This window comes from Paracoccus versutus (genome assembly GCF_000763885.1).
Classification (GTDB): Bacteria; Pseudomonadota; Alphaproteobacteria; order Rhodobacterales; family Rhodobacteraceae; genus Paracoccus; species Paracoccus versutus.
In genome coordinates this window covers 45,090-64,224 of sequence record NZ_JRKO01000013.1, presented here as the reverse complement: position 1 = coordinate 64,224, position 19,135 = coordinate 45,090, and the positions used below count along the sequence as shown (strand labels likewise).

The following is a 19,135-nucleotide window of genomic DNA, read 5'->3' as shown; positions in this document are numbered from 1 at the left end:
GTATTGGCGTTTATATTGCAGAAGTAAATTCTGCAATGCAGAACGATATCAATTATGATGAAAGAGCTCTGCTGCCGGACCGTTAGTCGACATTCTCCGGCGAGGCGCTCTGAAAGGCTTCAAGGATAGCCCTGCCAGGTTTGCGCTGCTCTTCCATCCGCTCTGCCCAAGCTTCGGCGACTGTCAGCAACTTTTCCTGCAATGCCGTAGTTTCCTCGTTCGAGACCTCCACCGCTGCATAGCCGAACTCATCAATCATGCGCTGGCGAGCCTTGTCCTCATCGGCGTCCATCCACCCGCAAAACTGCGGCTGGACTTGCATTGCAGCAGTCTCCAATGCTGTCCGCTGATCATCGGTCAACGATTCCCATTTTCGCTCGGTCATCGCAAATACTACCGAAGTCGAGCCGAGGCTTGGTCCCTTGATGCCGTGCTTGACGACCGCGTCGACACCATAGGGATGGGCCGAGTTATAGGAAAGGAAGGTTCCGTCCACCGTGCCTCGGCGCAAAGAATCACTGATTTCCGGCCCTTGAATTTGCACCGGCACTCCGCCCAAAGCGCGCACCGTCTGCTCCATCGCCGCTCCCGACGCTCGGATCTTCAATCCCTTTACTTCATCATAGCTCTTTAAAGCCTTGGTCGTCGTCATGATCTTGTAGGTGGGTAGTAGCGCAACGAAAAGCGGCCGCAGGCCTTGGGGCTTGTATTCTTCCTCATAGAGTGACCCGCCCGGCTTGATGATGGACCACAGCTTGCCGCTGGCCTCGCAGGCGCTGTCATACTTCACCGGAAGTTCCGAAACCGAGGTGAGCGGCAACTTGTCCGCCGTATAAGAGCCGACCAGCACCACGACATCGGCCAACCCGCTGTTGAGCTGGCTGATATAGTCTTTGCCCAGCTGGCCTGCGGGGTATTCTTGGAATTGCAGCTTGTTGCCGCTGAGCTCGGCCACCTTTTGCGTGAAAGGCGCACCGGCCTGGGTCCAGGCATAATGCGTCAACGAGAACATATGCGAAATCTTCAGCGTCGTCTCATCGTCCGCCTGAGCCGGCAGCGTCGTACCGGCAAGCATGACAGCCGTTGCGGCGGCGACGTATTTCATGGCTATGGTCATTTTTCTCCTCCCCAGTATTAGGTTCATGCCAATATCCGGACGGTGGTTTCCCGCCCGGATGCAGCAAGGACATCAGGCTGTTCCGGCGCCTCTGATCACTTCCGCGACGTCATCGACATCGGCCAAACCCAGCAGTCGCTCCGCAAGATGCCGGCTGCGTTCTTCCGACAATGCGGAACCGGCATTGATCGTGAACTTCTCGACCAGTTCGGCGGTGGTCATGTAGCTGTCGCTGCCCGGCGCGCCGCTGCCCTTGGGGTGGCTGCGCTCGGCGACGAAGACCTGGCCGCGCGCGCGGACCTCGACGCGGGTCGGGCGGCTGGCGCGGTCCTTGGTCAGCGAATCGGCATAATCCGGGTGGATCACATGCTCGACCTTCTCCATCAGCCGCATGACCGAGGGGTCATAGACCCTCTCGGGCTTTTGCCATTCCGGGCCGCGGAGGAATTGATGGGCGCCAAGCGCCAGGCCATGCGCGATGCTGAACTGCGCATCCGTCACGTCGGTGATGTCGCGGTTCATCCACAGCGGGCGTTCGAGGAAACCCTCGACCCAGGCCTTGATGCCTTCGATCTCGTCCGGCGTGATCCGGTTCTGGTCGATGATCTGGTTCAGCGCGTCCAGCGGCGCGTGCAGGACACGGCAATGCGGATAGGGCTTGAACGAGCTTTCGGACGGAAAGCGCCATTCGCTGCCAAGCTTGTCCAGGATATGCTCGGGCTCCCAGCGGCGGGTGCCGATGAAGCGCGGATAGCCGTATTCCGGCTCGAAGATCTGCCGGTCGCCGCGATGGCCGAAACCCGCCATATGCGCGGCGGTGATCGCGCCATGGGCCAGCCAGCCGCCCAGCATGTATTTGATCGTCGTCGGCGGCGCGTGCTGGCGCCAGGACGCCGCCGCGTTCACGGGCGAGATCATCGCCGCGATCGACAGCGCATTGCCGACGACCTCGGCGGGCTGGCCCTGAAGCTTGGAAATGGCGGCGGTCGCGCCGAAGATCGTGCTGGCGAAACCCCAGACGGGCGGCGGCTCGACCTTGCCGTCCCGGATGTCGCGCAGGTAATCCATCGCCTTGCCGATGCGCCAGGAAATCTCGTGCGCCAGCGCGGTCGCAAGGATCAGCTCGCGGCCGCTGGCATGCCGGGTTTCGGCCAGGGCAAGTGCGCCGGGCAGGACATAGGGGCAGACATGGCCGGGCGGCAGGACGGCGTCATGGTCCAGCGCATTGATCAGCTCGGCATTGGCGAAGGCGGCGCCAAGGATCGAGGCGCGATGGCCGGTCCCCAGGATCGTCGCCTCCGTCCCGGCCTGCATCCGCCCGTAATCGACGCCGATCTGGCCGCGCTTATGCGTCGTCCCGGCAATGCCGCAGCCGACCGAGTCGAGAATGATCCGAACCGTTTCATCCACGACCGCCGCAGAAAGATCCTCGAAGCGGGTATCGGCCACGAATGCCGACAAATTGGCAAGCACCTGCTCATTCATATCCATAATCCTCCTCCTGCCTTGCGATTGCCTGTCCTTGCCGCCCGGTTTCATGCGGAATGGGGCGCGGATATTGCCGAGGGATTTTCATGTTCCTGGGCATCCTCGCCTTGCGGATTGGCCGCGGTTTCGGAAAGCCGCCGCCAGCCCAATCTTCGTTGACAATCGCAGGGCCCGACCGATCTTTTCGTCGAGGTGGATCCATTCCTGGCAAGCTGGGGGATCATCCGCGTCTCCTTTGCTTACTTTCTAGTAAGTAAATCTAATCCCGATTCGCGTCAACATGTTTTGCGAAGCGAAACTGGATGCCGCAATGTATTCGACACAGCCTCCGCTCTGCGCCGCAACCGCGGCTTGCGTCACCCCACGGGCCCGTCCGCAAGGCGCAAAGGCGCGGGCCGATGCGCGGCCGCAGGTCAGGCGGCGTTGTCGGCGCGGATCATCTCTGCCGCCTTCTCGGCGATCATGATGGTGGGCGCGTTCGTGTTCCCCGAGATGATCGCCGGCATGATCGAGGCATCGACGACGCGCAGCCCCTCGAGCCCATGCACCCGCAGCCTTTCGTCCACCACCGCCATCGGGTCGCTGGCCGGCCCCATGCGGGCCGTGCCGCAATGGTGAAAGGCGGTGCCGCCGAACTGGCGGGCAAAGTCCAGGATCTCGTCGTCGGTCGAGACCTTGTCGCCCGGAAATTCCTCGCGGACGTAATAGGGTGCGAAGCTTTTCGCGCCCAGCAGTTGCCGCGCGTATTTCAGCACCTGGACGATGGCCATGCGGTCGCGTTCCGTCGCCAGGTAGTTGGGCTGGATCTCGGGCTGGACCGCCAGGTCGGTGGACACGGCCCGCACCCAGCCCCGGCTTTCCGGGCGCTGCATGTAGCCGCCGCAGGTCATGCCCGGATAGCGGTCCAGAAGCCCCGCCACCCCTTCGCGATAGCTGGCCGGGGTGAAGGAAAGCTGAAGGTCGGGCGCATCCAGCGCCGGGTCCGAGCGCATGAAGACCCGCATCGGCACCGGCCCCATGCCCAGGATGGTGTCGCGGCTGCCAAGGGCCCATTTCGCGACCTCCGAAACCAGCGCCAGGCCCCGGCCGCGTTCGTTGACGGTGCGGATGTCCTTCAGCCGCACCGCCGCGCGCACCTGGTAGTGGTCGGTCAGGTTCGCGCCCACGCCGGGCAGGGCGGCGACCGGGTCCACCCCCAGCCCGCGCAGATGCCGAGGATCGCCGATGCCCGAGATCTGCAGCAGCCGCGGACTGTTCAGCGCGCCCGCCGACAGGATGACCTCGCGCCGGGCGCGCACCTCGCTGGGCGTGCCATGCGGGCCGCCGGCATGATAGCGCAGGCCGATGGCGCGCTTGCCCTCGAACAGGATGCGCGCCGCATAGGCATGGGTCCGCACCGAGACCCGCCCGGTTCTTTCGGCCGGATGCAGGAAGGCGCGGGCCGTGCTCATGCGGACCGAGCGTCGGCCCGACAGGTCGATGGTGAACTGGAAGCCGCCGACGCCTTCCTGCGCGGCGGCGTTGTAATCCTCGACCTCGGGGATGCCCATTTCCCTGGCCGCCTCGACGAACATCCGGCACAGCGGGTTGTCGAAGGCCGGGTCGGTCACGGTCAGGGGGCCGTCGGTGCCGCGATAGTCCTGATCGGCAGCGCCGCCCCGCTTTTCCGAGCGGCGAAAGGCGGGCAGCACGTCGTCATAGCTCCAGCCCGGATTGCCGCGCTGCGCCCACCCGTCATAGTCGGCCCGCTGGCCGCGATTGTAGACCATGCCGTTGATGGCGCTGGAGCCGCCCAGCGTCTTGCCCTGCGGCAGCCCCACCGAGCGCCCGCCGATGCCGGGGACCGGCTGGCTGACGAAGCCCCAGGTCAGATCCTTGTTCATGACGTTCTTCACATATCCGGCGGGGATATGGATGAAGGGGTTGCGGTCCGGCGGGCCAGCCTCGATCACGCAGACGCTATGGTTGCCCGTCTCGGTCAGCCGATGCGCCAGGACGCAGCCCGCGCTGCCGGCGCCGATGATAACATAGTCGAATTCTTCCAATGCCCTGCCCTTGCGTTGATGCCCCGGCGACAAGAGATCCGTCCCGCCGCAACGGATGTCGCGGCGGGACCGGCCGCTGTCGCGTCAATCGGCTGCGGCTTCCTGATGCGCCCTCAGCACCTCGCTGCCCGGCAGGCCGGCCTTGTCCATGACCCCGGCCCAGTGGACCGCGCCCTGCTTCAGCCGTTCGACGAATTCCTCCTGGGCGGGGCCTTCCAGGGTGGTGACGGTATAGCCGTCCCGCGCCGCGACCTGGTCCCGAAGCTCGCTGTTGTTTTCATCGATATAGGCGCAGAACGACTGCTGCGCGGCCAGCGCCGCCTCGCTCATCACCGCGCGCTGTTCCTCGGTAAGGCGGTCCCAGCTGCGCTGGTTGACGGTTATGAAGAACACGCCCGAGCCGAAGTTGACCCCGTCGACCGCATATTTCAGCACCGGCTCAAGCTCGTATTGGACTAGGCCGGAATAGGGGAACACGGCGCCGTCGACGGTGCCGCGGGTAGCGGAATCGTAAAGCTCGGTCGAGGAGACCTTGATCGGCACGCCGCCCATCTCGGCGATGGCCTTTTCGGCCGCCGGGCCGCTGGACCAGATCTTCAGGCCGCGCACGTCGTCCAGCTTTTCGACCTTGCGGCTGCCGGTGAACAGCACATAGGGGGCCAGCATGTTGGCGTTCAGGACGCGCAGCCCCTTGGGCGCGAACTCCGCCTGGTCCAGGATGCCGCCGGGCTGGGTCAGCGCCCACATCTTGGCCGAGCCCTGGCAGGCACTTCCGGCGCCTTCCGGCAGTTCCCCGACCGAGGACAGCGGGAACTTGGCCGCATGATGCCCGGTGATGACGACGCCCAGGTCCAGCAAGCCGCTGCCCATGGTGGCGGGCACGTCCTTGCCAAGCTGCGCGGCGGGATAGCTTTCGAACTTGATCGCGCCGTTCGTCTTTTGCTCGACATCCGCCATGAAGACATCGACCAGGTGCTGGTGGATATAGTGCCCGGCGGGCAGGACGCTGCCCAGCTTGAGCGTCACCTCCTGCGCATATGCGGCCGAACCGGCCGCCATGCCAAGGAACGCCATCGCCGTTCCCGCATGCAATGCTGTCCTTGCCAGCGAGATGGTTTGTTTCATGTCTTTCTCCTCCCCAAGATGAAATGCAAGAAACCTGCCGGCGGGGCAGGGCGCGCCCTTCGCTTTGGCGCGGAAAGCGCGCGGCCGAGGCCCGGCAGGTCGCCTTCCTTGGGGAAATTACTTTTAGGAAATGTGTTTTGCAATACGAAATTTGATGCCGTTTTTATAAATTTGACAAAGCGCCGGCAAGGCAGGGTTTTTGGCAATGTTGGCGGGGATCAAGGATGCAGCACATCGCCCGCATGAAGCGGCGGCGATCGTCAGCAAGAAGGTGGGCAAGGTTCCCTGTCAATCCCAGGGAGGGGTTATCGAACAAGGCCATTCGGGCACTTGTCTTCGATATGCGAATACGGCGCGGCTTTCCGCGCCAATGACGCCATAGTTGTCGCGGGAAGCCATCTCGTATTTTTCGGTCTGCGCAACCGAAATGGTCGGGCGCGCATTCATTTTAAGGATACGCCTAGCTTTCCGAATTGCAGAGATCGCCTTCTTGCCGGAAGCGATTTTGCTCACCGTCGCAGAATCCGGCCGGTTTCCCGCCGGGCGCAGCCTATCCCTGCGGGCTCATCCACATCTCCCCCGTGCTTACTTTCTAGTAAGTAAATCTCGTTTCGATTCGTGTCAACATCATTTTGCAGGGCGGAATCTTTGGGCGTGTATAGGGGAGCCGCCCAGGTCTCATGTCGCGGCGCAGGGCTGAGCATCATGAAGATAGTTTACTGTTTTCGCTAGGTAGTATTCCGCAGGGGAACCTCTCTCCGTAGGGCCTCCGATGCTGGAATCCTCGGCGCGACCTTCCGCCCCGTGGCGGCTGGGCGCTTGCCAGTCGCGCCTCGGGCGGTTAGGTTCGGTCGGGTGATCCTTCCTTATAACGGCCCCCTGATCCTCGACGGTTATAAGGTGAACCGAACGAAACGACTCTGTTGCTGGCGGCTCAACCAGGACAGCCGTCGTCCGAAAAACGAGATTGAGAACCGATCTGTGCGCAGTTCAAGCGGGGTTGCATGGCTCGGCAGGGAAGCTGTCGCCCGAAAGATCAATGGGCGCTGCTCATGGGGCAAATGCCATCATGGCCGCGCGATGAACGAGCAACAATAATTCCTTGATGACGAGAAGCCACGACCATGACGCCGATCTCAAGAACTCCGAATGCGCGACCCAACCTGACCAGGGACGAAATTTTGCGGGTTTCGGCGGATCTGTTCCGAAAGAAGGGGTATCGCGGCACCAGTCTCCAGGAGGTTGCCGACCACTTCGGCGTGCGCAGGCCCGCGATATATTACTGGTTCAAGAGCAAGTCCGACATCCTTCTGGAAATACACCAGAGATTCATGGAGATGTCGACGGCGCAGCTCAATGAAATCCTGGAAATGGATATTGGCCCGCATGAAAAGCTTGTCAGGATCATGAGCGGCCGGATCGACATGTTTTCCTCGAACATGGCCGACCTTGCCGTATATATCGAAAACGAATCCGAGCTTCCGGAAAGCGCGCTGGTCCAGGTCCGGGAAGTCAAGAAATCATACCTGCGCACGGTCGAGCAGATATATCGGGAGGGCGTCGAAAAGGGGGTTTTCGTAGATGTCGATTCTCATATAGCTGCAAGCATAATTCTGGGGATGACGCTCTGGATGTATAAGTGGTATCGCCCCGGCGGGCGGCATTCGGTGGAAGATGTCACCTCGGCCATCATCAATTTTGCTTGCCATGGGTATCTGAAACCGGACAACCTGCCCGCCGGGCTTTCGCTGACACCCGCATCGGCAGAGGCCGGAGGTGAGGAAGGCATCGGGCACGGCTCCGGCCGGCCGCAAAGATAGCCGTTCGGCCCGAGCCCACCGGCCGGATGCGGTCGATACCGTCGGCATAGACCAGCCCGCTGCCCGCATGGGCTGAGAGACGCCGCCCCCGGTTCCTTCGCCATGGCATGCCGGCCCCCAGGGCCGGCTTTCAGCCCTTGTGCACCGGACGGTTCCTGCGTGTTCCGGTGCTGCGGCAGGCCTGCAGGACATGGTCGGCGACACCCAGCGCCGCCAGTTCCGCGCCCATCCGCGCCAAGGCCGCCCCGTCGATCAGGGTGGGATCGACCGTCGTGCGCACCTGGTGGGCCGTGCCGCTGGCCAGCAGCAGCCGCAGGCTTTCCCTGGCCCTGTCGCCGCTGCCGGCTGCGCCCGTCACCCGCCGATAGCCGGAAAACGGCGCCTTCACGTCGAAGCCGACCCAGTCGCAAAGCGGCAGCACCGCCGCAAGCCGGGCGGGGTAGGGGCCGGCCGTGTGCAGGCCGGTCCTGAACCCCAGGGCCCGGACCGCCCGCAACGCCTCGGGCAGGCCGCGCTGAAGCGTCGGCTCCCCGCCCGAGAACACCACGCCGTCGAGCAGGCCGCGCCGTCCCGCCAGAAAGTCCAGGATCTCTTGCCAATCCAGCGCGCCCTCGGCCTCGGGCGGGATGAGATGCGGGTTGTGGCAATAGGGGCAGTCCCAGGGACAGCCCTGCAGGAAAAGGGTGGCGACCAGCTCGCCCGGCCAGTCGCAGCTGGACAGGCGCTGCAGGCCGCCGATGCGGATCTCAGCCAAGATCGGCCCGCCGCTCGCTGAAATACAGCCGCTCGCGGAATTCGCCCTTCTTGCCGCGGTTGAACGAGGATACCGGGCGGTGATAGCCCATCACCCGCGTCCAGATCTCGCAGGGCTGGCGTTCCTCATCCGCCAGCAGGATCTCTTCCGGTCCGGTTTTCCAGTCGTCGAACATGGTCTTTTCCTTCCTCAATGCGCGGCCGATTGCCGCTTTTTCGCGATAAGCTCTTCGTCGCAGCGCGGGCAGAACGCGTGTTCGCCCGCGATATGGCCATGCCTGGGGCAGACCGAGAATGTCGGCGTGACGGTGATATAGGGCAGGCCGAAATTCTCCAGCGCCCGGCGCACCAGCTTGCGGCAGGCCTCGGCCGAGGACAGCTGCGTGCCCATGTAGAGATGCAGCACGGTGCCGCCGGTGTATTTGCGCTGCAGCGCCTCTTGCCGTTCCAGCGCCTCGAACGGGTCGTCGGTAAAGCCGACAGGCAGCTGGCTCGAATTGGTGTAATAGGGCTCGTGTTCGGTGCCGGCCTGGAGGATGCCGGGAAAACGCCTGCGGTCCTCCTTGGCGAAGCGATAGGTGGTGCCCTCTGCCGGCGTCGCCTCCAGGTTATAGAGATGTCCGGTCTGTTCCTGGAAGGCGGTGATGCGCGCCCGCAGATGGTCGAGCAGCCGCAGCGCGAAGCCATGTCCCCATTCGGTGGTGATGTCATGCGCATCGTCGGTGAAGTTGCGGATCATCTCGTTGATGCCGTTGACGCCCAGGGTCGAGAAATGGTTGCGCAGCGTGCCCAGGTAGCGCCGGCTATAGGGAAACAGCCCGTCGTCCATCAGCCGCTGGATCACCCGGCGCTTGATCTCCAGGCTGTCGCGGCCCAGGTCGAGCAATTCGTCCAGGCGTTGCAGCAGCCCGGCCTCGTCGCCCTTGTGCAGATGACCCAGCCGCGCGCAGTTGACGGTGACGACGCCCAGCGAGCCGGTCTGCTCGGCGCTGCCGAACAGCCCGTTGCCGCGTTTCAGCAGCTCGGTCAGGTCGAGTTGCAGCCGGCAGCACATGGACCGCACCATGTTCGGCTTGAGGTCCGAGTTCAGGAAGTTCTGGAAATAGGGCAGGCCGTATTTCGCCGTCATCGCGAACAGCAGCTTGGCGTTCTCGCTGGCCCAGGGAAAATCCGGCGTGATGTTGTAGGTCGGGATCGGAAAGGTGAAGACCCGGCCCTTTTCGTCGCCGCGCGCCATTACCTCGATATAGGCGCGGTTGATCATGTCCATCTCGGCCTGCAAGGCGCCATAGGTGAAACCCATCGGCTGACCGCCGATGACCGGCACCTGGTCGCGCAGATCCTCGGGGCAGACCCAGTCGAAGGTCAGGTTGGTGAACGGGGTCTGCGTGCCCCAGCGCGAGGGGACGTTGAGGTTGAAGATCAGCTCCTGCATGGCCTGCCGCACCTCGGCATAGCCCAGCCCATCCTTGCGGATGAAGGGGGCCATATAGGTGTCGAAGGAACTGAAGGCCTGCGCGCCGGCCCATTCGTTCTGCAGCGTGCCTAGGAAGTTCACGATCTGGCCGATGGCGCTGGACAGGCGCTTCGGCGGCCCGGCCTCGACCTTGCCGGGGACGCCGTTGAACCCCTCGGTCAGCAAGGTGCGCAGCGACCAGCCGGCGCAATAGCCGGCCAGCATGTCGAGGTCGTGGATATGCAGGTCGCCCCGGCGATGCGCCTCGCCCACGGCGGGCGGATAGACATGCGACAGCCAGTAATTGGCCACCACCTTGCCCGAGACGTTCAGGATCAGCCCGCCGAGCGAATAGTCCTGGTTGGCGTTGGCATTCACCCGCCAATCGGCGCGGTCCAGGTATTCGTTGACCGACGAGGCGACATCGACGGCGACATCCCTTGCCGGCGCGATGGGCGGGGGCGTAAGCGGCGCCGGCATCAACGCGCCCTCCCTTGCCTGCGGCTTGCTGCCGCCCTTGCGGTGCTGCGGACGGCGGCGCCGGCCTTGGCAGGTCTGGTGGTGAAGGATGGCCGCATCTGTTCCCCGTGCTGCTGGGGGCGGGGCAGGCCAGGACGCATGGAGCCCTGCGGCGACAAGGCCGCATTGCCAGGCGCACCGCCGGGACACCCCGCCCGTGGTTCATCGTCATCATCACGGCAGGTCTCCTGGCTCGCAGGTCGCTGCCCTTGCCGGCCTTCCCAATGCCGTGCGGCACCAGTGGCGTGATCCGGCGCAGGCTCGCTGCTTACAGTTGCGGGGGCAGCGCCGGCCTTGCCCCGAAAGGCGCACCGGCTTCCCTCTTCGCTTTCGGGCCGGATCGACCCGAAAGAACCGTGATGCCTACATATAGGGATGATGACGCCGTATTCGTCAAGATGTTGTGCTGGCCTGCGACATTTTGTGCAGGATAGTCCGGCCGCCTGGGCAGGGACCACGAAGCCCTATCCTGATCCGGGGCACGGCACTGGGCGGGCTGGTTGCGGGATTGCGCTTCGTGGACCTTCGGATCGTCCCCCCGGCCTTTGTGCCCATGGCCAGGCAGGGCCGGCACCGGAATGACCTTGGGCAGGAACGGCCAGCCATGGGCCTTTGCCAGCCTGGCTGACAGGGGCGCTAGATCGTCACCTTGACGAAGCTGTCGCGCAGCGCCGCGGACCAGGCGGCGGACATGGCCATGAAGGCCGGGTCGCCTTCCAGGATGCGGCGCTTGTGGCTGACCCGGCAGTCGTCCTTGCGGATCACCGCCAGGTCCAGCGGCATCCCCACCGACAGGTTCGAGCGCAGCGTCGAATCCATCGACAGCAGCACCGCCTTTTGCGCATCGGCCAGCGAGGTCTGGGGCGTCACCACCCGGTCGAGGATGGGCTTGCCGTATTTGTGCTCGCCGATCTGCAGGAAGGGGGTGTCCTCGGTCGCCTCGATGAAATTGCCCTCGGGATAGATCAGGAACAGCCGCATCTCGCCGCCGGCGCGCTGGCCGCCGACGATCATGCTGGCGCTGGCCTGCTGGTTCAGGTCGCGGCACTGGTCCACGATCTCGCGCCGGGTGCGGTTCAGCGTCCGGCCGATGATCGTCGCCACCTGCAGCATGGTGGACGCGCGCATGATCGAGGTCTCTTCATCGGCCTCGGGCAGTTCGATGGCCTCTTGCAGGCGGGCGATGGTGGTCTGGGTCAGCGACAGGCTGCCGGCGGTCATGATCGCGATCACCCGCTCGCCCGGCTGCTCGAAGAAGAACATCTTGCGATAGGTCGATATGTTGTCCAGCCCGGCATTGGTCCGGGTGTCCGAGAGCAGGACGAGCCCCTCGTTGAGCTTCAAGCCGACGCAATAGGTCATGACCGTTCCATGGCACAAAATCCCCCGAGGGATACGACCGCCCCGCGCCCGGCGCAACAGGCAGGGCTACTGCTCCATCTCCTCGACCTGCACCCGCACGTCCAGGCTTTCCTCGCCCGTGCCGAAGGTGGTGCCGCGCACCGGCGCCGCGTCATCCGCATCCAGACCCGAACCCAGCCGGACATAGCGGTCGTCGGGACAGCAGGCATTGGCCGCATCGAAGCCGACCCAGCCCAAGGCGCCGACATGGACCTCGGCCCAGGCATGGGCGGCGTCATGCGGCTCGCCCCCGGCGTTGGAATGCAGATAGCCCGAGACATAGCGCGCCGGCATACCGCGTTCGCGGGCGCAGGCGATCAGCGCATGGGCATGGTCCTGGCAGACGCCCTGGCCGAGCGCCAGCGCCTCGGCGGCGGTGGTGTGCGACTCGGTCACGCCGGGGACGTAGGCGATGGCGGCCGATACCGCCTCGGCCAGCCGGTGGGCCAGGTCCAGCGCATCCTCGCCCTGCACGGAACGGGCAAGCTCGCATAGCCCCGGATCGGTCCCTGTCACGGCGGTCGGACGCATGTAGACCAGCGGATGCACGGTCTCGCGATGGTCGCGCAGCACGCCGGCGGTGTCCCGCGTCTCGACCTGGCCGGCGATCGAGACCACGACCTCCTGCACCGGGCCGCGCACGGTCCAGCCCTCGATCCAGTCGCCGGCGCCGTCGCGGAAGCTCGCGCCGCGCTGGCCGCCCGAGACCGAGATGGTCCAGCCCGAGACCCGCTGCCCCTGGTGGACCGAGGGGGTCAGGCGCAGGCTCTGCACCAGCCCCTGCGCCGGCGGATCGTAGAAATAGCTGGTTTCATGGATGATCTTCAGCCGCATGGCATCTGCCCCCTACATCCGCCCGCTCAGGTAATCGTCATGCACGGCGTTCGAGATGCTGGCCAGCTCGTTGATGAACCAGGACAGGAACTCGTGCAGCCCTTCGTCGAAGATCGCCTCGATGTCGCGCGCCATCAGCTGCTCCAGCGTCTCATGCGCGCGGCCCGAGGCGCTGGCCGGCACCTCGGCGCCATAGCGGCGCACCAGGCCGTCCAGATGCCAGACCGCCTCGTAAAGCGAGGTCAGCAGCGACCGCGGGCTCTCGCCGTTCAGGATCAGGAAATCCGCCACCTTGCCGGCCGTCACCTCGCCGCCATAGGCCCAGTGGAAGGCCCGATGCGCCGAAAGCGCGCGCAGGATCACCTGCCATTGATAGTTGTCGAGGCCCGAGCCCACGAACTCCACCCGCGGCAGCAGCACGAAATACTTCACGTCCAGCAGCCGCGCGGTCGCGTCGGCGCGTTCCAGCGAATAGCCCAGGTTGACGAAATGCCAGCCGTCGTTGCGCAGCTGGGTCGCATTGATCGCGCCGCGCACGGTCGAGCCGTGCCGGGTGGTGAAATCGGTCAGCATGGCGGTATCAAGCCGGGCGCGCGGCTGCCGCTCCAGCGCCCGCAGCTCCTGATAGGCCATGTTCAGCGCATCCCAGACCTGGCTGGTCAGCGCCGTGCGCACGATCCGCCCGCCCTCGCGCGCCCGCTCGATGCAGGAGGCGACCGAGGCCGGGTTGGCATGGTCGAAGAACAGCCAGCTTTCGATGTTCTCCTGGGTGATCTCGTCGCCGTAGCGCTCGGCAAAGGCGGCCTGCGCCCCCGAGGCGCGCAGCAGCGATTCCCATTCGTTGCGATAGCCCTCGGCGGTATTGGGCAGCAGGGTGATGCGCGCGCCCACGTCCAGCAGGCGGGCGGCGGTTTCGGCGCGTTCCAGGTGGCGGCCCATCCAGAACAGGTTGGCGGCGGTGCGGCTGAGCATGGCTGACCCTCCCATTATTCCGACAGGATCCAGGTGTCCTTGACGCCCCCGCCCTGCGACGAGTTCACCACCAGCGAGCCCTCGCGCAGCGCCACGCGCGTCAGCCCGCCCGGCACCAGCTCGATCCGGTCGCCGCAGAGGCAGAAGGGCCGCAGGTCGACGTGGCGCGGCGCCACCCCCTCGTCGACAAAGGTCGGGCTGGTGGACAGTGCCAGCACCGGCTGGGCGATGTAATTGCCGGGGTCGGCCTGGATGCGCAGGGCAAAGGCCTCGATCTCGGCCTGGGTCGCGCAGGGGCCGATCAGCATGCCGTAGCCGCCCGAGCCATGCACCTCCTTGACCACCAGATCCTTGAGGTTGGCCATGACATAGCGGTAATCCTCGTCCTTCCACAGCGTCCAGGTCTGGACGTTGCGCAGGATCGGCTCTTCGCCCAGGTAGAAGCGGATCATCTCGGGGACGAAGGTATAGACCGCCTTGTCGTCGGCCACGCCCGCGCCCGGCGCCGAGGCGATCGAGACCCCGCCCGAGCGATAGACATCCATCAAGCCCGGCACGCCCAGCATGGAATCGCGCCGGAAGCACAAGGGATCGAGGAACTGGTCGTCGATGCGGCGATAGATCACGTCCACCCGCTTCGGCCCCTGGGTGGTGCGCATGTAGACGAAGCCGCCATCGACGAACAGGTCGCTGCCCTCGACCAGCTCGATGCCCATCAGGTTCGCAAGGAAGCTGTGTTCGTAATAGGCGCTGTTGTAATGGCCGGGCGTCAGGATCACCACGGTCGGCGGTCCGTCGCATTTCGCCGGCGCGACCGAGGCGAGCGTGCGGCGCAGCAGCTCGGGATACTGGTCCACCGGCTCGATGCAATTGTTGCGAAACAGCGCCGGGAACATGCGCATCATGATCTCGCGATTCTCCAGCATGTAGCTGACGCCCGAGGGGGTGCGGCAATTGTCCTCGAGCACGTAGAACTCGTCCCGGCCGGTGCGGACGATGTCGATGCCGACGATATGCGAAAACACCCCGCGCGGCGGCACGAAGCCGACCACCGCCTTTTCATAGGCCGCGTTCTGATAGACCAGCCGGGCGGGGATGCGGCCGGCGCGCACGATCTCGCCCCGGCCATAGACGTCGCGCAGAAAGGCGTTGAGCGCCCGCGCCCGCTGCTTGATGCCGCGTTCCAGCCGGCGCCATTCGCTTTGCAGGAACACCCTGGGCATCATGTCGAAGGGGATCAGCCGGTCCGGGTCGCCGCCCTCGCCATAGACCGCGAAGGTGATGCCGATGCGGCGGAACAGCGCCTCGGCCTCGGCTTGCTTCATCTGGCGGATCTCGGCAGGCATGGCCTCGATCCAGTCCGAGAGCATGGCATAGGGTTCGCGGACCCGGCCGCCATCGACCATTTCATTGTAATACATCGTCATCGCCGCCACCCTTGCCTCTGCCCATGATCTTCGCATCTGGGCGGGCACTGTCCACAGCCGGGCCGCCTGCGGCCAAAGCGAAATCAGGATTTGACGAGCGTCGGGCATTTTCTGGCGGAATAATAGGCAGAAAGCGAACCTCGCCCGCCGAAAGCGCCGGAAAGCCCCGCGATGGGGCCGCATCGTCCCTGCCGGATTTGCGGGCAGCGCGCCCAGGCGGCGCAAACGGCGTGGAAGCCGATGCCCCGCTCTCACCCCCCGGCCGCCCGCATCTGAGTCGGTCGGGCTATCTGGCTGTCAGCGGCAGCGCAAATCCTCGACGGGCGTGCAATCCTTTCACCCGCGGACATACGGCGGGTTCAAAAGGTAAGCCGTCGGCTGCGCCGTGAGCGAGAATGCAACGACGATGGAGGTTTCGGTCTGGCGCGGGTCTGGTGGACCGGGGCGTCGTGGCAAGCAGACCGTGCTCGACGTTGTCAGCGGGATCCAGCGGACCGTTGATCCGTCCCTGACCTGTCGCTCTGCCTGCCGCCTCGGCATGTGCGGGATGGTCGACGGCCGGCCGCACCGGACCTGCTGCCCGCATGCCAAGCGCGTGCTGGCGGATGGCGGGCTGCAGATCGGTCCACTGCGGAAGCTGCCGGTGATCGAGGATCTGGCGGCGGCCATCAGCCCAGCCGGACGGGCGGGGAACGGATGAGCCCGGCCCCGTTGCCGAGGGCGATCGAATGCGGCAGGCAAGGGGTTCCGGTCCGGGGCCTATGACTGCAAGATCCTCGGCGGGATATTTCGCTCCAGTTCGGCCTGGCGCGGGCGGCCAAGGATCTGGACCTTGCCTTGATCTATGCCGCCAGCCTGAACCTGCCCTTGGGCGTCGGCGCCGCGGCCTTCCCGGTCCATGCGATGTCGCGGGCGGATGGCTTTGGGCAGCGCGGCGGGTCGGCGGTGCTGGAGACGCTCAGGCGCAAGGCCGCCTTGCCGGGCGTGGCGTTCAGCGGGCAGGGAGCCAGCTGAAGCGCCCCCGGCCCGGCCGTCGCAACGTGCTGATGATCGCATGGCCCCTTGGCGGAGCCTTGCGCGGGGCCGTCATTCGATCCGGGACAGCAGCGCCTCGGGCAGGTCGATGCCTTTGGCGGCGGCGGCCTGGCGCAGGGCGATGCGCCTTGATCCGGGGATGCGGGCGTGCGGCTGCGCCTCGATGGCTGCGGCTAGGCGCTCGATATGGGGCAGGGCGTCCGTGCCGCCGATGATCCGGGATCAAGGGCGATGATGAAAGATCGGGCGGGACGACCGTCCGTCCGCGATGACATTTCCGGCGATGACCCAGCGGGTCGCGATGGTCCTGACAGTCGCCTGTTCGGTCGGGGTGATCCGGTTGTCGCAGCTGTCGGGCGGTCGCGGCGCCGGGGCGGCGCTGGCCGATTTCCGCGCGGTCTTGCTGCCCATGGGCCTGGCGGGGGGCTTGCCGCGCTGTCCTTCCTGCGCCTTGCCGCATTGACCGGAGCGGCGGCGCTGGCCCGCCCGCCGGCCTGCCGATAGGGTTCCCGCCAGCGGCTTCCGCAGCCGGCCGTCACGTCCCGAAGCGGCCGAACCTCAGGACGACGCCGCCGAGCCGGTCGGCCTGCGGCAGCACCAGCGCGTCGTCGATCCAATGCGCCTCCAGGCCGGCCGCTGCCGCCTTCTCTGCAACATCGGCAGGCCGGGCGGTCACCAGGTCGATGGCCGCGACGCTTGGCAGGGTCGCATCGGCCAGCATGTTCGGGATGGTGCCGTGCCGCGCGATGAACCCGGCGCGGTCGGTCACGGTCCAGCCGCCCCTGGCGGTGGCGATCCGCAAGGTCCGGGGGTCCAGCCTTTCCGCCTTTGCGGCATGGATGCGCTCGAACCAGTCGACGACCGCGGCGGTGTCTTCGGGATCGGCGACCACCGTCAGCCCGGCAATTCCGGTGACGCCGTTCGGGTGATCCATCCATTCGGGATATTCGATGAGATCGCGGCGGAACTGCTGGCATGCGAACAGCGAAAGCCGCGGATGCCGGTCGTTTGCCAGGATCTTCAGCTGCGTCCGCGTCCGGTCCGGGGTTCCGTCCGAGCGGGTGACGGCGCGGCCGAAGTCGATGGTGCCGGTGACGGTCACGCCCCGCCGCCCCAGCGCCTCCGCGTCGGCGGCGGCATCGGCGGAGTTGAGCGCGGTCAGGCAGACGCCCTCGCGTTGCGCCAGATGGGCCTCGACATGGCGGCCGAAGCGAAAGCCGCCGGCCTCATGGCCATCCAGCAGCGCGGGGTCGCCGATGCCGACGATCTCGAAAAGCTGGTCCCTGAAGATCAGCACCGTCGTGCTGGTGCCCCAGGGATGCTGGCTGAAGCCGCGGCTGAGAAAGCCAAGCCGCAGGTAGCTGTCGCGCACCGCGACGATGTCGTTCACGCAAACGAGCGCGTGATCGATGCCCAGCGAACGGATCATGCAGACTCCCGCAGGAAAATGCCCAGGGGCGGGCCGGAACGCAGCATAGTCGCGGGGAATGGGCGCGGTCAAACCGCGCCGCATGGGTCGGGCGACCACTGCGGGATGCGCGTGGGATCGGTGCGGGTTGCGACCGATCCCCCGGTCACGGACCGCTTCCCGCGATCAGCCGGGCGCGTAGCCGAAGCTTACCGGCGGTTCGGCCGCGGTCTCGACCCAGATGCTTTTCGTCTGGGTATAGGCCAGCAGCGCCTCTTGCCCCGACGAGCGGCCATAGCCCGAGCGCCCGAACCCGCCAAAGGGCGAGCAGACGTTGATCGTCTTGTAGCCGTTCACCCAGAAGGTGCCGGCGCGGACAGCCGCCGCCATGCGATGCGCCCGGCCCACGTCCGCGGTCCAGACCGCGCCCGCCAGGCCATAGGGGTTGTCGTTGGCCAGGGCGACGGCCTCTTCCTCGGTCTCGAAACCCAGGACCGAGACGACGGGGCCGAAGATTTCCTCGCGCGCCACGCTCATCTGCGGGGACACGTCGTCGAGGATCGTCGGGGCGAAGTAGAAGCCGCCGGTTGCCTCGAGCGATGCCGGCCGGCCGCCGCCGGCGGCGAGGCGGGCGCCCTCGGCCACGCCGGCGCCGACCATCTCGGCGATCTTCTGCCACTGCCGGCGGTTGTTGATCGGGCCGACATGCGTCGCCTCGTCGAGGGGATGGCCCAAGGCGATCCGTTCCGCCGCCTCGGCATAGGCCGCGACGAAACGGTCCTTGATGCTGCGATGCACCAGCAGGCGCGAGCCCGCGACACAGCTTTGCCCTGCGCCGGCAAAGATCGCCGCCTGGGCGCCGATGACCGCGCGCGGCAGGTCGGCATCGGGAAAGACGATATTGGCCGACTTGCCGCCCAGTTCCAGCACGCAGGGCACGGTGTTCCGCGCCGCCGCCGCGGCGATGGCCGAGCCCGCCTGCGCCGAGCCGACAAAGACCACCAGCCCCGTCCGGGGATGGGTGACGCCGGCCTGTCCCGCCGTCGGCCCGGCCCCGGCGATGACGTTGACCAGCCCGCGCGGCGCGCCGCCCAACTCGCACATCCGGCCCAGGATCAGCGTGGACAGCGGCGTCAGTTCCGAGGGCTTGATCACCACGCCGTTGCCGGCGCAGATGGCGGGCGCGATCTGCCAGCCGCCGGTGAACAGCGGTGCGTTCCAGGGGGTGATCTGCATGACCACGCCGATCGGCTCGTGCCGGGTATAGTTCAGGTGGCTGGAGGGCACCGGGATCACGTCGCCGTAAAGCTTGTCGCACCAGCCGGCGTAATATTCGAACATCTCGGCCACGCGCAGCGCCTCGCCGCGGATGTCGCGGATCGGGCGCCCGGCCGAGCGGCTTTCGATCTCGGCGATCAGCGGGGCGTGGGCGCGGATCCGGTCGGCGATGGCCCACATGATCCGGCCGCGCGCGGCGGCGGGCATCGCCATCCATTCGCGCTGCGCCTGGGCCGCCGCCGACATGGCGGCGTCGATCTCGGCCGCGCCGGCATCGGCATAGCGCGCGAAGACCTGGCCCGAGGCCGGGTCGGTCAGCTCCAGCTGCGCGCCCGAGCCGGGCAGGATCTTTCCGCCGACCAGGCTGCCGATGTCGGCGCCCGGAAAGATCTCGCGATAGAGCGCCAGGATCCGGTCGGCCTGTTCGGCGGCGTCGATTGTCGTCACGTTCATGTCC

General features: G+C 66.1%; 17 protein-coding genes and 1 riboswitch. Of the genes, 4 read left to right on the top strand and 13 right to left on the bottom strand.

All coding sequences use genetic code 11. The features are described 5' to 3' along the window. Positions 1–82 precede the first annotated feature (82 nt). The 4 genes from IT40_RS07550 to dctP form a co-directional block, all read right to left on the bottom strand. Positions 83–1,144 (bottom strand): TRAP transporter substrate-binding protein, encoded by a 1,062-nt coding sequence (locus tag IT40_RS07550; RefSeq protein ID WP_084196918.1) that lies wholly within the window; start codon positions 1,142–1,144, stop codon positions 83–85. Positions 1,145–1,189: 45 nt separating this feature from the next. Beyond that, positions 1,190–2,608 (bottom strand): MmgE/PrpD family protein, encoded by a 1,419-nt coding sequence (locus IT40_RS07545; RefSeq protein ID WP_208021335.1) that lies wholly within the window; start codon positions 2,606–2,608, stop codon positions 1,190–1,192. A gap of 410 nt (positions 2,609–3,018) precedes the next feature. After that, entirely contained in the window at positions 3,019–4,650 is a 1,632-nt protein-coding gene (locus IT40_RS07540; protein ID WP_036752638.1) for a GMC family oxidoreductase, read from the bottom strand. Between the two features lie 84 nt (positions 4,651–4,734). Continuing rightward, positions 4,735–5,775 (bottom strand): TRAP transporter substrate-binding protein DctP, encoded by a 1,041-nt coding sequence (gene dctP / locus IT40_RS07535; protein WP_084196916.1) that lies wholly within the window; start codon positions 5,773–5,775, stop codon positions 4,735–4,737. 1,124 nt (positions 5,776–6,899) lie between these two features. Between dctP and IT40_RS07530 the strand changes: the two genes are divergently transcribed. Beyond that, positions 6,900–7,595, top strand: a complete 696-nt coding sequence (locus IT40_RS07530; protein WP_084196915.1) for a TetR/AcrR family transcriptional regulator — start codon at positions 6,900–6,902, stop codon at positions 7,593–7,595. Positions 7,596–7,725: 130 nt separating this feature from the next. Here IT40_RS07530 and IT40_RS07525 read toward each other — a convergent pair whose 3' ends face one another. The 7 genes from IT40_RS07525 to IT40_RS07495 form a co-directional block, all read right to left on the bottom strand. Next, positions 7,726–8,349 (bottom strand): anaerobic ribonucleoside-triphosphate reductase activating protein, encoded by a 624-nt coding sequence (locus IT40_RS07525; RefSeq protein ID WP_052095785.1) that lies wholly within the window; start codon positions 8,347–8,349, stop codon positions 7,726–7,728. Further along, positions 8,342–8,524 (bottom strand): anaerobic ribonucleoside-triphosphate reductase, encoded by a 183-nt coding sequence (nrdD, locus tag IT40_RS30435; RefSeq protein WP_036752628.1) that lies wholly within the window; start codon positions 8,522–8,524, stop codon positions 8,342–8,344. The genes IT40_RS07525 and nrdD overlap by 8 nt, the downstream gene beginning before the upstream one ends. Positions 8,525–8,538: 14 nt before the next feature. Then, positions 8,539–10,284 (bottom strand): ribonucleoside triphosphate reductase, encoded by a 1,746-nt coding sequence (locus IT40_RS07515; protein ID WP_036752626.1) that lies wholly within the window; start codon positions 10,282–10,284, stop codon positions 8,539–8,541. Between the two features lie 200 nt (positions 10,285–10,484). Next, positions 10,485–10,697, bottom strand: a riboswitch (cobalamin riboswitch). A 262-nt stretch (positions 10,698–10,959) separates the two neighbouring features. After that, a complete protein-coding gene (locus IT40_RS07510; RefSeq protein ID WP_036752624.1) occupies positions 10,960–11,685 on the bottom strand; it encodes a proteasome-type protease in 726 nt (241 codons plus the stop codon). A 66-nt stretch (positions 11,686–11,751) separates the two neighbouring features. Further along, complete coding sequence (locus IT40_RS07505) at positions 11,752–12,558, bottom strand: transglutaminase family protein (protein WP_036752622.1); 807 nt, start codon at positions 12,556–12,558, stop codon at positions 11,752–11,754. Between the two features lie 12 nt (positions 12,559–12,570). Further along, a complete protein-coding gene (locus IT40_RS07500; protein WP_036752618.1) occupies positions 12,571–13,530 on the bottom strand; it encodes an alpha-E domain-containing protein in 960 nt (319 codons plus the stop codon). Between the two features lie 14 nt (positions 13,531–13,544). Then, a complete protein-coding gene (locus tag IT40_RS07495) occupies positions 13,545–14,957 on the bottom strand; it encodes a circularly permuted type 2 ATP-grasp protein (RefSeq protein WP_036752615.1) in 1,413 nt (470 codons plus the stop codon). Positions 14,958–15,342: 385 nt separating this feature from the next. Here IT40_RS07495 and IT40_RS27405 point away from each other — a divergent pair, with 385 nt between their 5' ends. The 3 genes from IT40_RS27405 to IT40_RS07485 all read left to right on the top strand — a co-directional run bounded on the left by IT40_RS27405 (position 15,343) and on the right by IT40_RS07485 (position 16,455). Then, positions 15,343–15,657 (top strand): 2Fe-2S iron-sulfur cluster-binding protein, encoded by a 315-nt coding sequence (locus IT40_RS27405; RefSeq protein WP_243700191.1) that lies wholly within the window; start codon positions 15,343–15,345, stop codon positions 15,655–15,657. 137 nt (positions 15,658–15,794) lie between these two features. Beyond that, positions 15,795–15,971, top strand: coding sequence for a hypothetical protein (locus tag IT40_RS28455; protein ID WP_157034066.1), 177 nt, complete (start codon positions 15,795–15,797; stop codon positions 15,969–15,971). Positions 15,972–16,275: 304 nt separating this feature from the next. Further along, positions 16,276–16,455 carry a hypothetical protein gene (locus IT40_RS07485; RefSeq protein ID WP_036752605.1) on the top strand — a complete coding sequence of 60 codons (180 nt, stop codon included), beginning with the start codon at positions 16,276–16,278 and terminating at the stop codon, positions 16,453–16,455. A 72-nt stretch (positions 16,456–16,527) separates the two neighbouring features. Here IT40_RS07485 and IT40_RS07480 read toward each other — a convergent pair whose 3' ends face one another. Together IT40_RS07480 and IT40_RS07475 are read right to left on the bottom strand one after the other, a co-directional pair. Next, positions 16,528–17,421, bottom strand: a complete 894-nt coding sequence (locus IT40_RS07480) for a VOC family protein (protein WP_243700192.1) — start codon at positions 17,419–17,421, stop codon at positions 16,528–16,530. 165 nt (positions 17,422–17,586) lie between these two features. After that, positions 17,587–19,131, bottom strand: a complete 1,545-nt coding sequence (locus IT40_RS07475) for an aldehyde dehydrogenase family protein (protein ID WP_036752602.1) — start codon at positions 19,129–19,131, stop codon at positions 17,587–17,589. Positions 19,132–19,135: the final 4 nt, after the last annotated feature.

What these genes read in the sequence shown, in the direction of transcription:
- IT40_RS07480 (WP_243700192.1), bottom strand. Translation starts at nt 17,421, where the DNA reads ATGATCCGTTCGCTGGGCATCGATCACGCGCTCGTTTGCGTGAACGAC.
- IT40_RS07505 (WP_036752622.1), bottom strand. Translation starts at nt 12,558, where the DNA reads ATGCGGCTGAAGATCATCCATGAAACCAGCTATTTCTACGATCCGCCG.
- IT40_RS07515 (WP_036752626.1), bottom strand. Translation starts at nt 10,284, where the DNA reads ATGCCGGCGCCGCTTACGCCCCCGCCCATCGCGCCGGCAAGGGATGTC.
- nrdD (WP_036752628.1), bottom strand. Translation starts at nt 8,524, where the DNA reads ATGTTCGACGACTGGAAAACCGGACCGGAAGAGATCCTGCTGGCGGAT.
- IT40_RS07500 (WP_036752618.1), bottom strand. Translation starts at nt 13,530, where the DNA reads ATGCTCAGCCGCACCGCCGCCAACCTGTTCTGGATGGGCCGCCACCTG.
- IT40_RS07510 (WP_036752624.1), bottom strand. Translation starts at nt 11,685, where the DNA reads ATGACCTATTGCGTCGGCTTGAAGCTCAACGAGGGGCTCGTCCTGCTC.
- IT40_RS07530 (WP_084196915.1), top strand. Translation starts at nt 6,900, where the DNA reads ATGACGCCGATCTCAAGAACTCCGAATGCGCGACCCAACCTGACCAGG.
- IT40_RS07495 (WP_036752615.1), bottom strand. Translation starts at nt 14,957, where the DNA reads ATGACGATGTATTACAATGAAATGGTCGATGGCGGCCGGGTCCGCGAA.
- IT40_RS07545 (WP_208021335.1), bottom strand. Translation starts at nt 2,608, where the DNA reads ATGGATATGAATGAGCAGGTGCTTGCCAATTTGTCGGCATTCGTGGCC.
- IT40_RS07485 (WP_036752605.1), top strand. Translation starts at nt 16,276, where the DNA reads ATGACCCAGCGGGTCGCGATGGTCCTGACAGTCGCCTGTTCGGTCGGG.
- IT40_RS07475 (WP_036752602.1), bottom strand. Translation starts at nt 19,131, where the DNA reads ATGAACGTGACGACAATCGACGCCGCCGAACAGGCCGACCGGATCCTG.
- dctP (WP_084196916.1), bottom strand. Translation starts at nt 5,775, where the DNA reads ATGAAACAAACCATCTCGCTGGCAAGGACAGCATTGCATGCGGGAACG.
- IT40_RS07550 (WP_084196918.1), bottom strand. Translation starts at nt 1,144, where the DNA reads ATGAACCTAATACTGGGGAGGAGAAAAATGACCATAGCCATGAAATAC.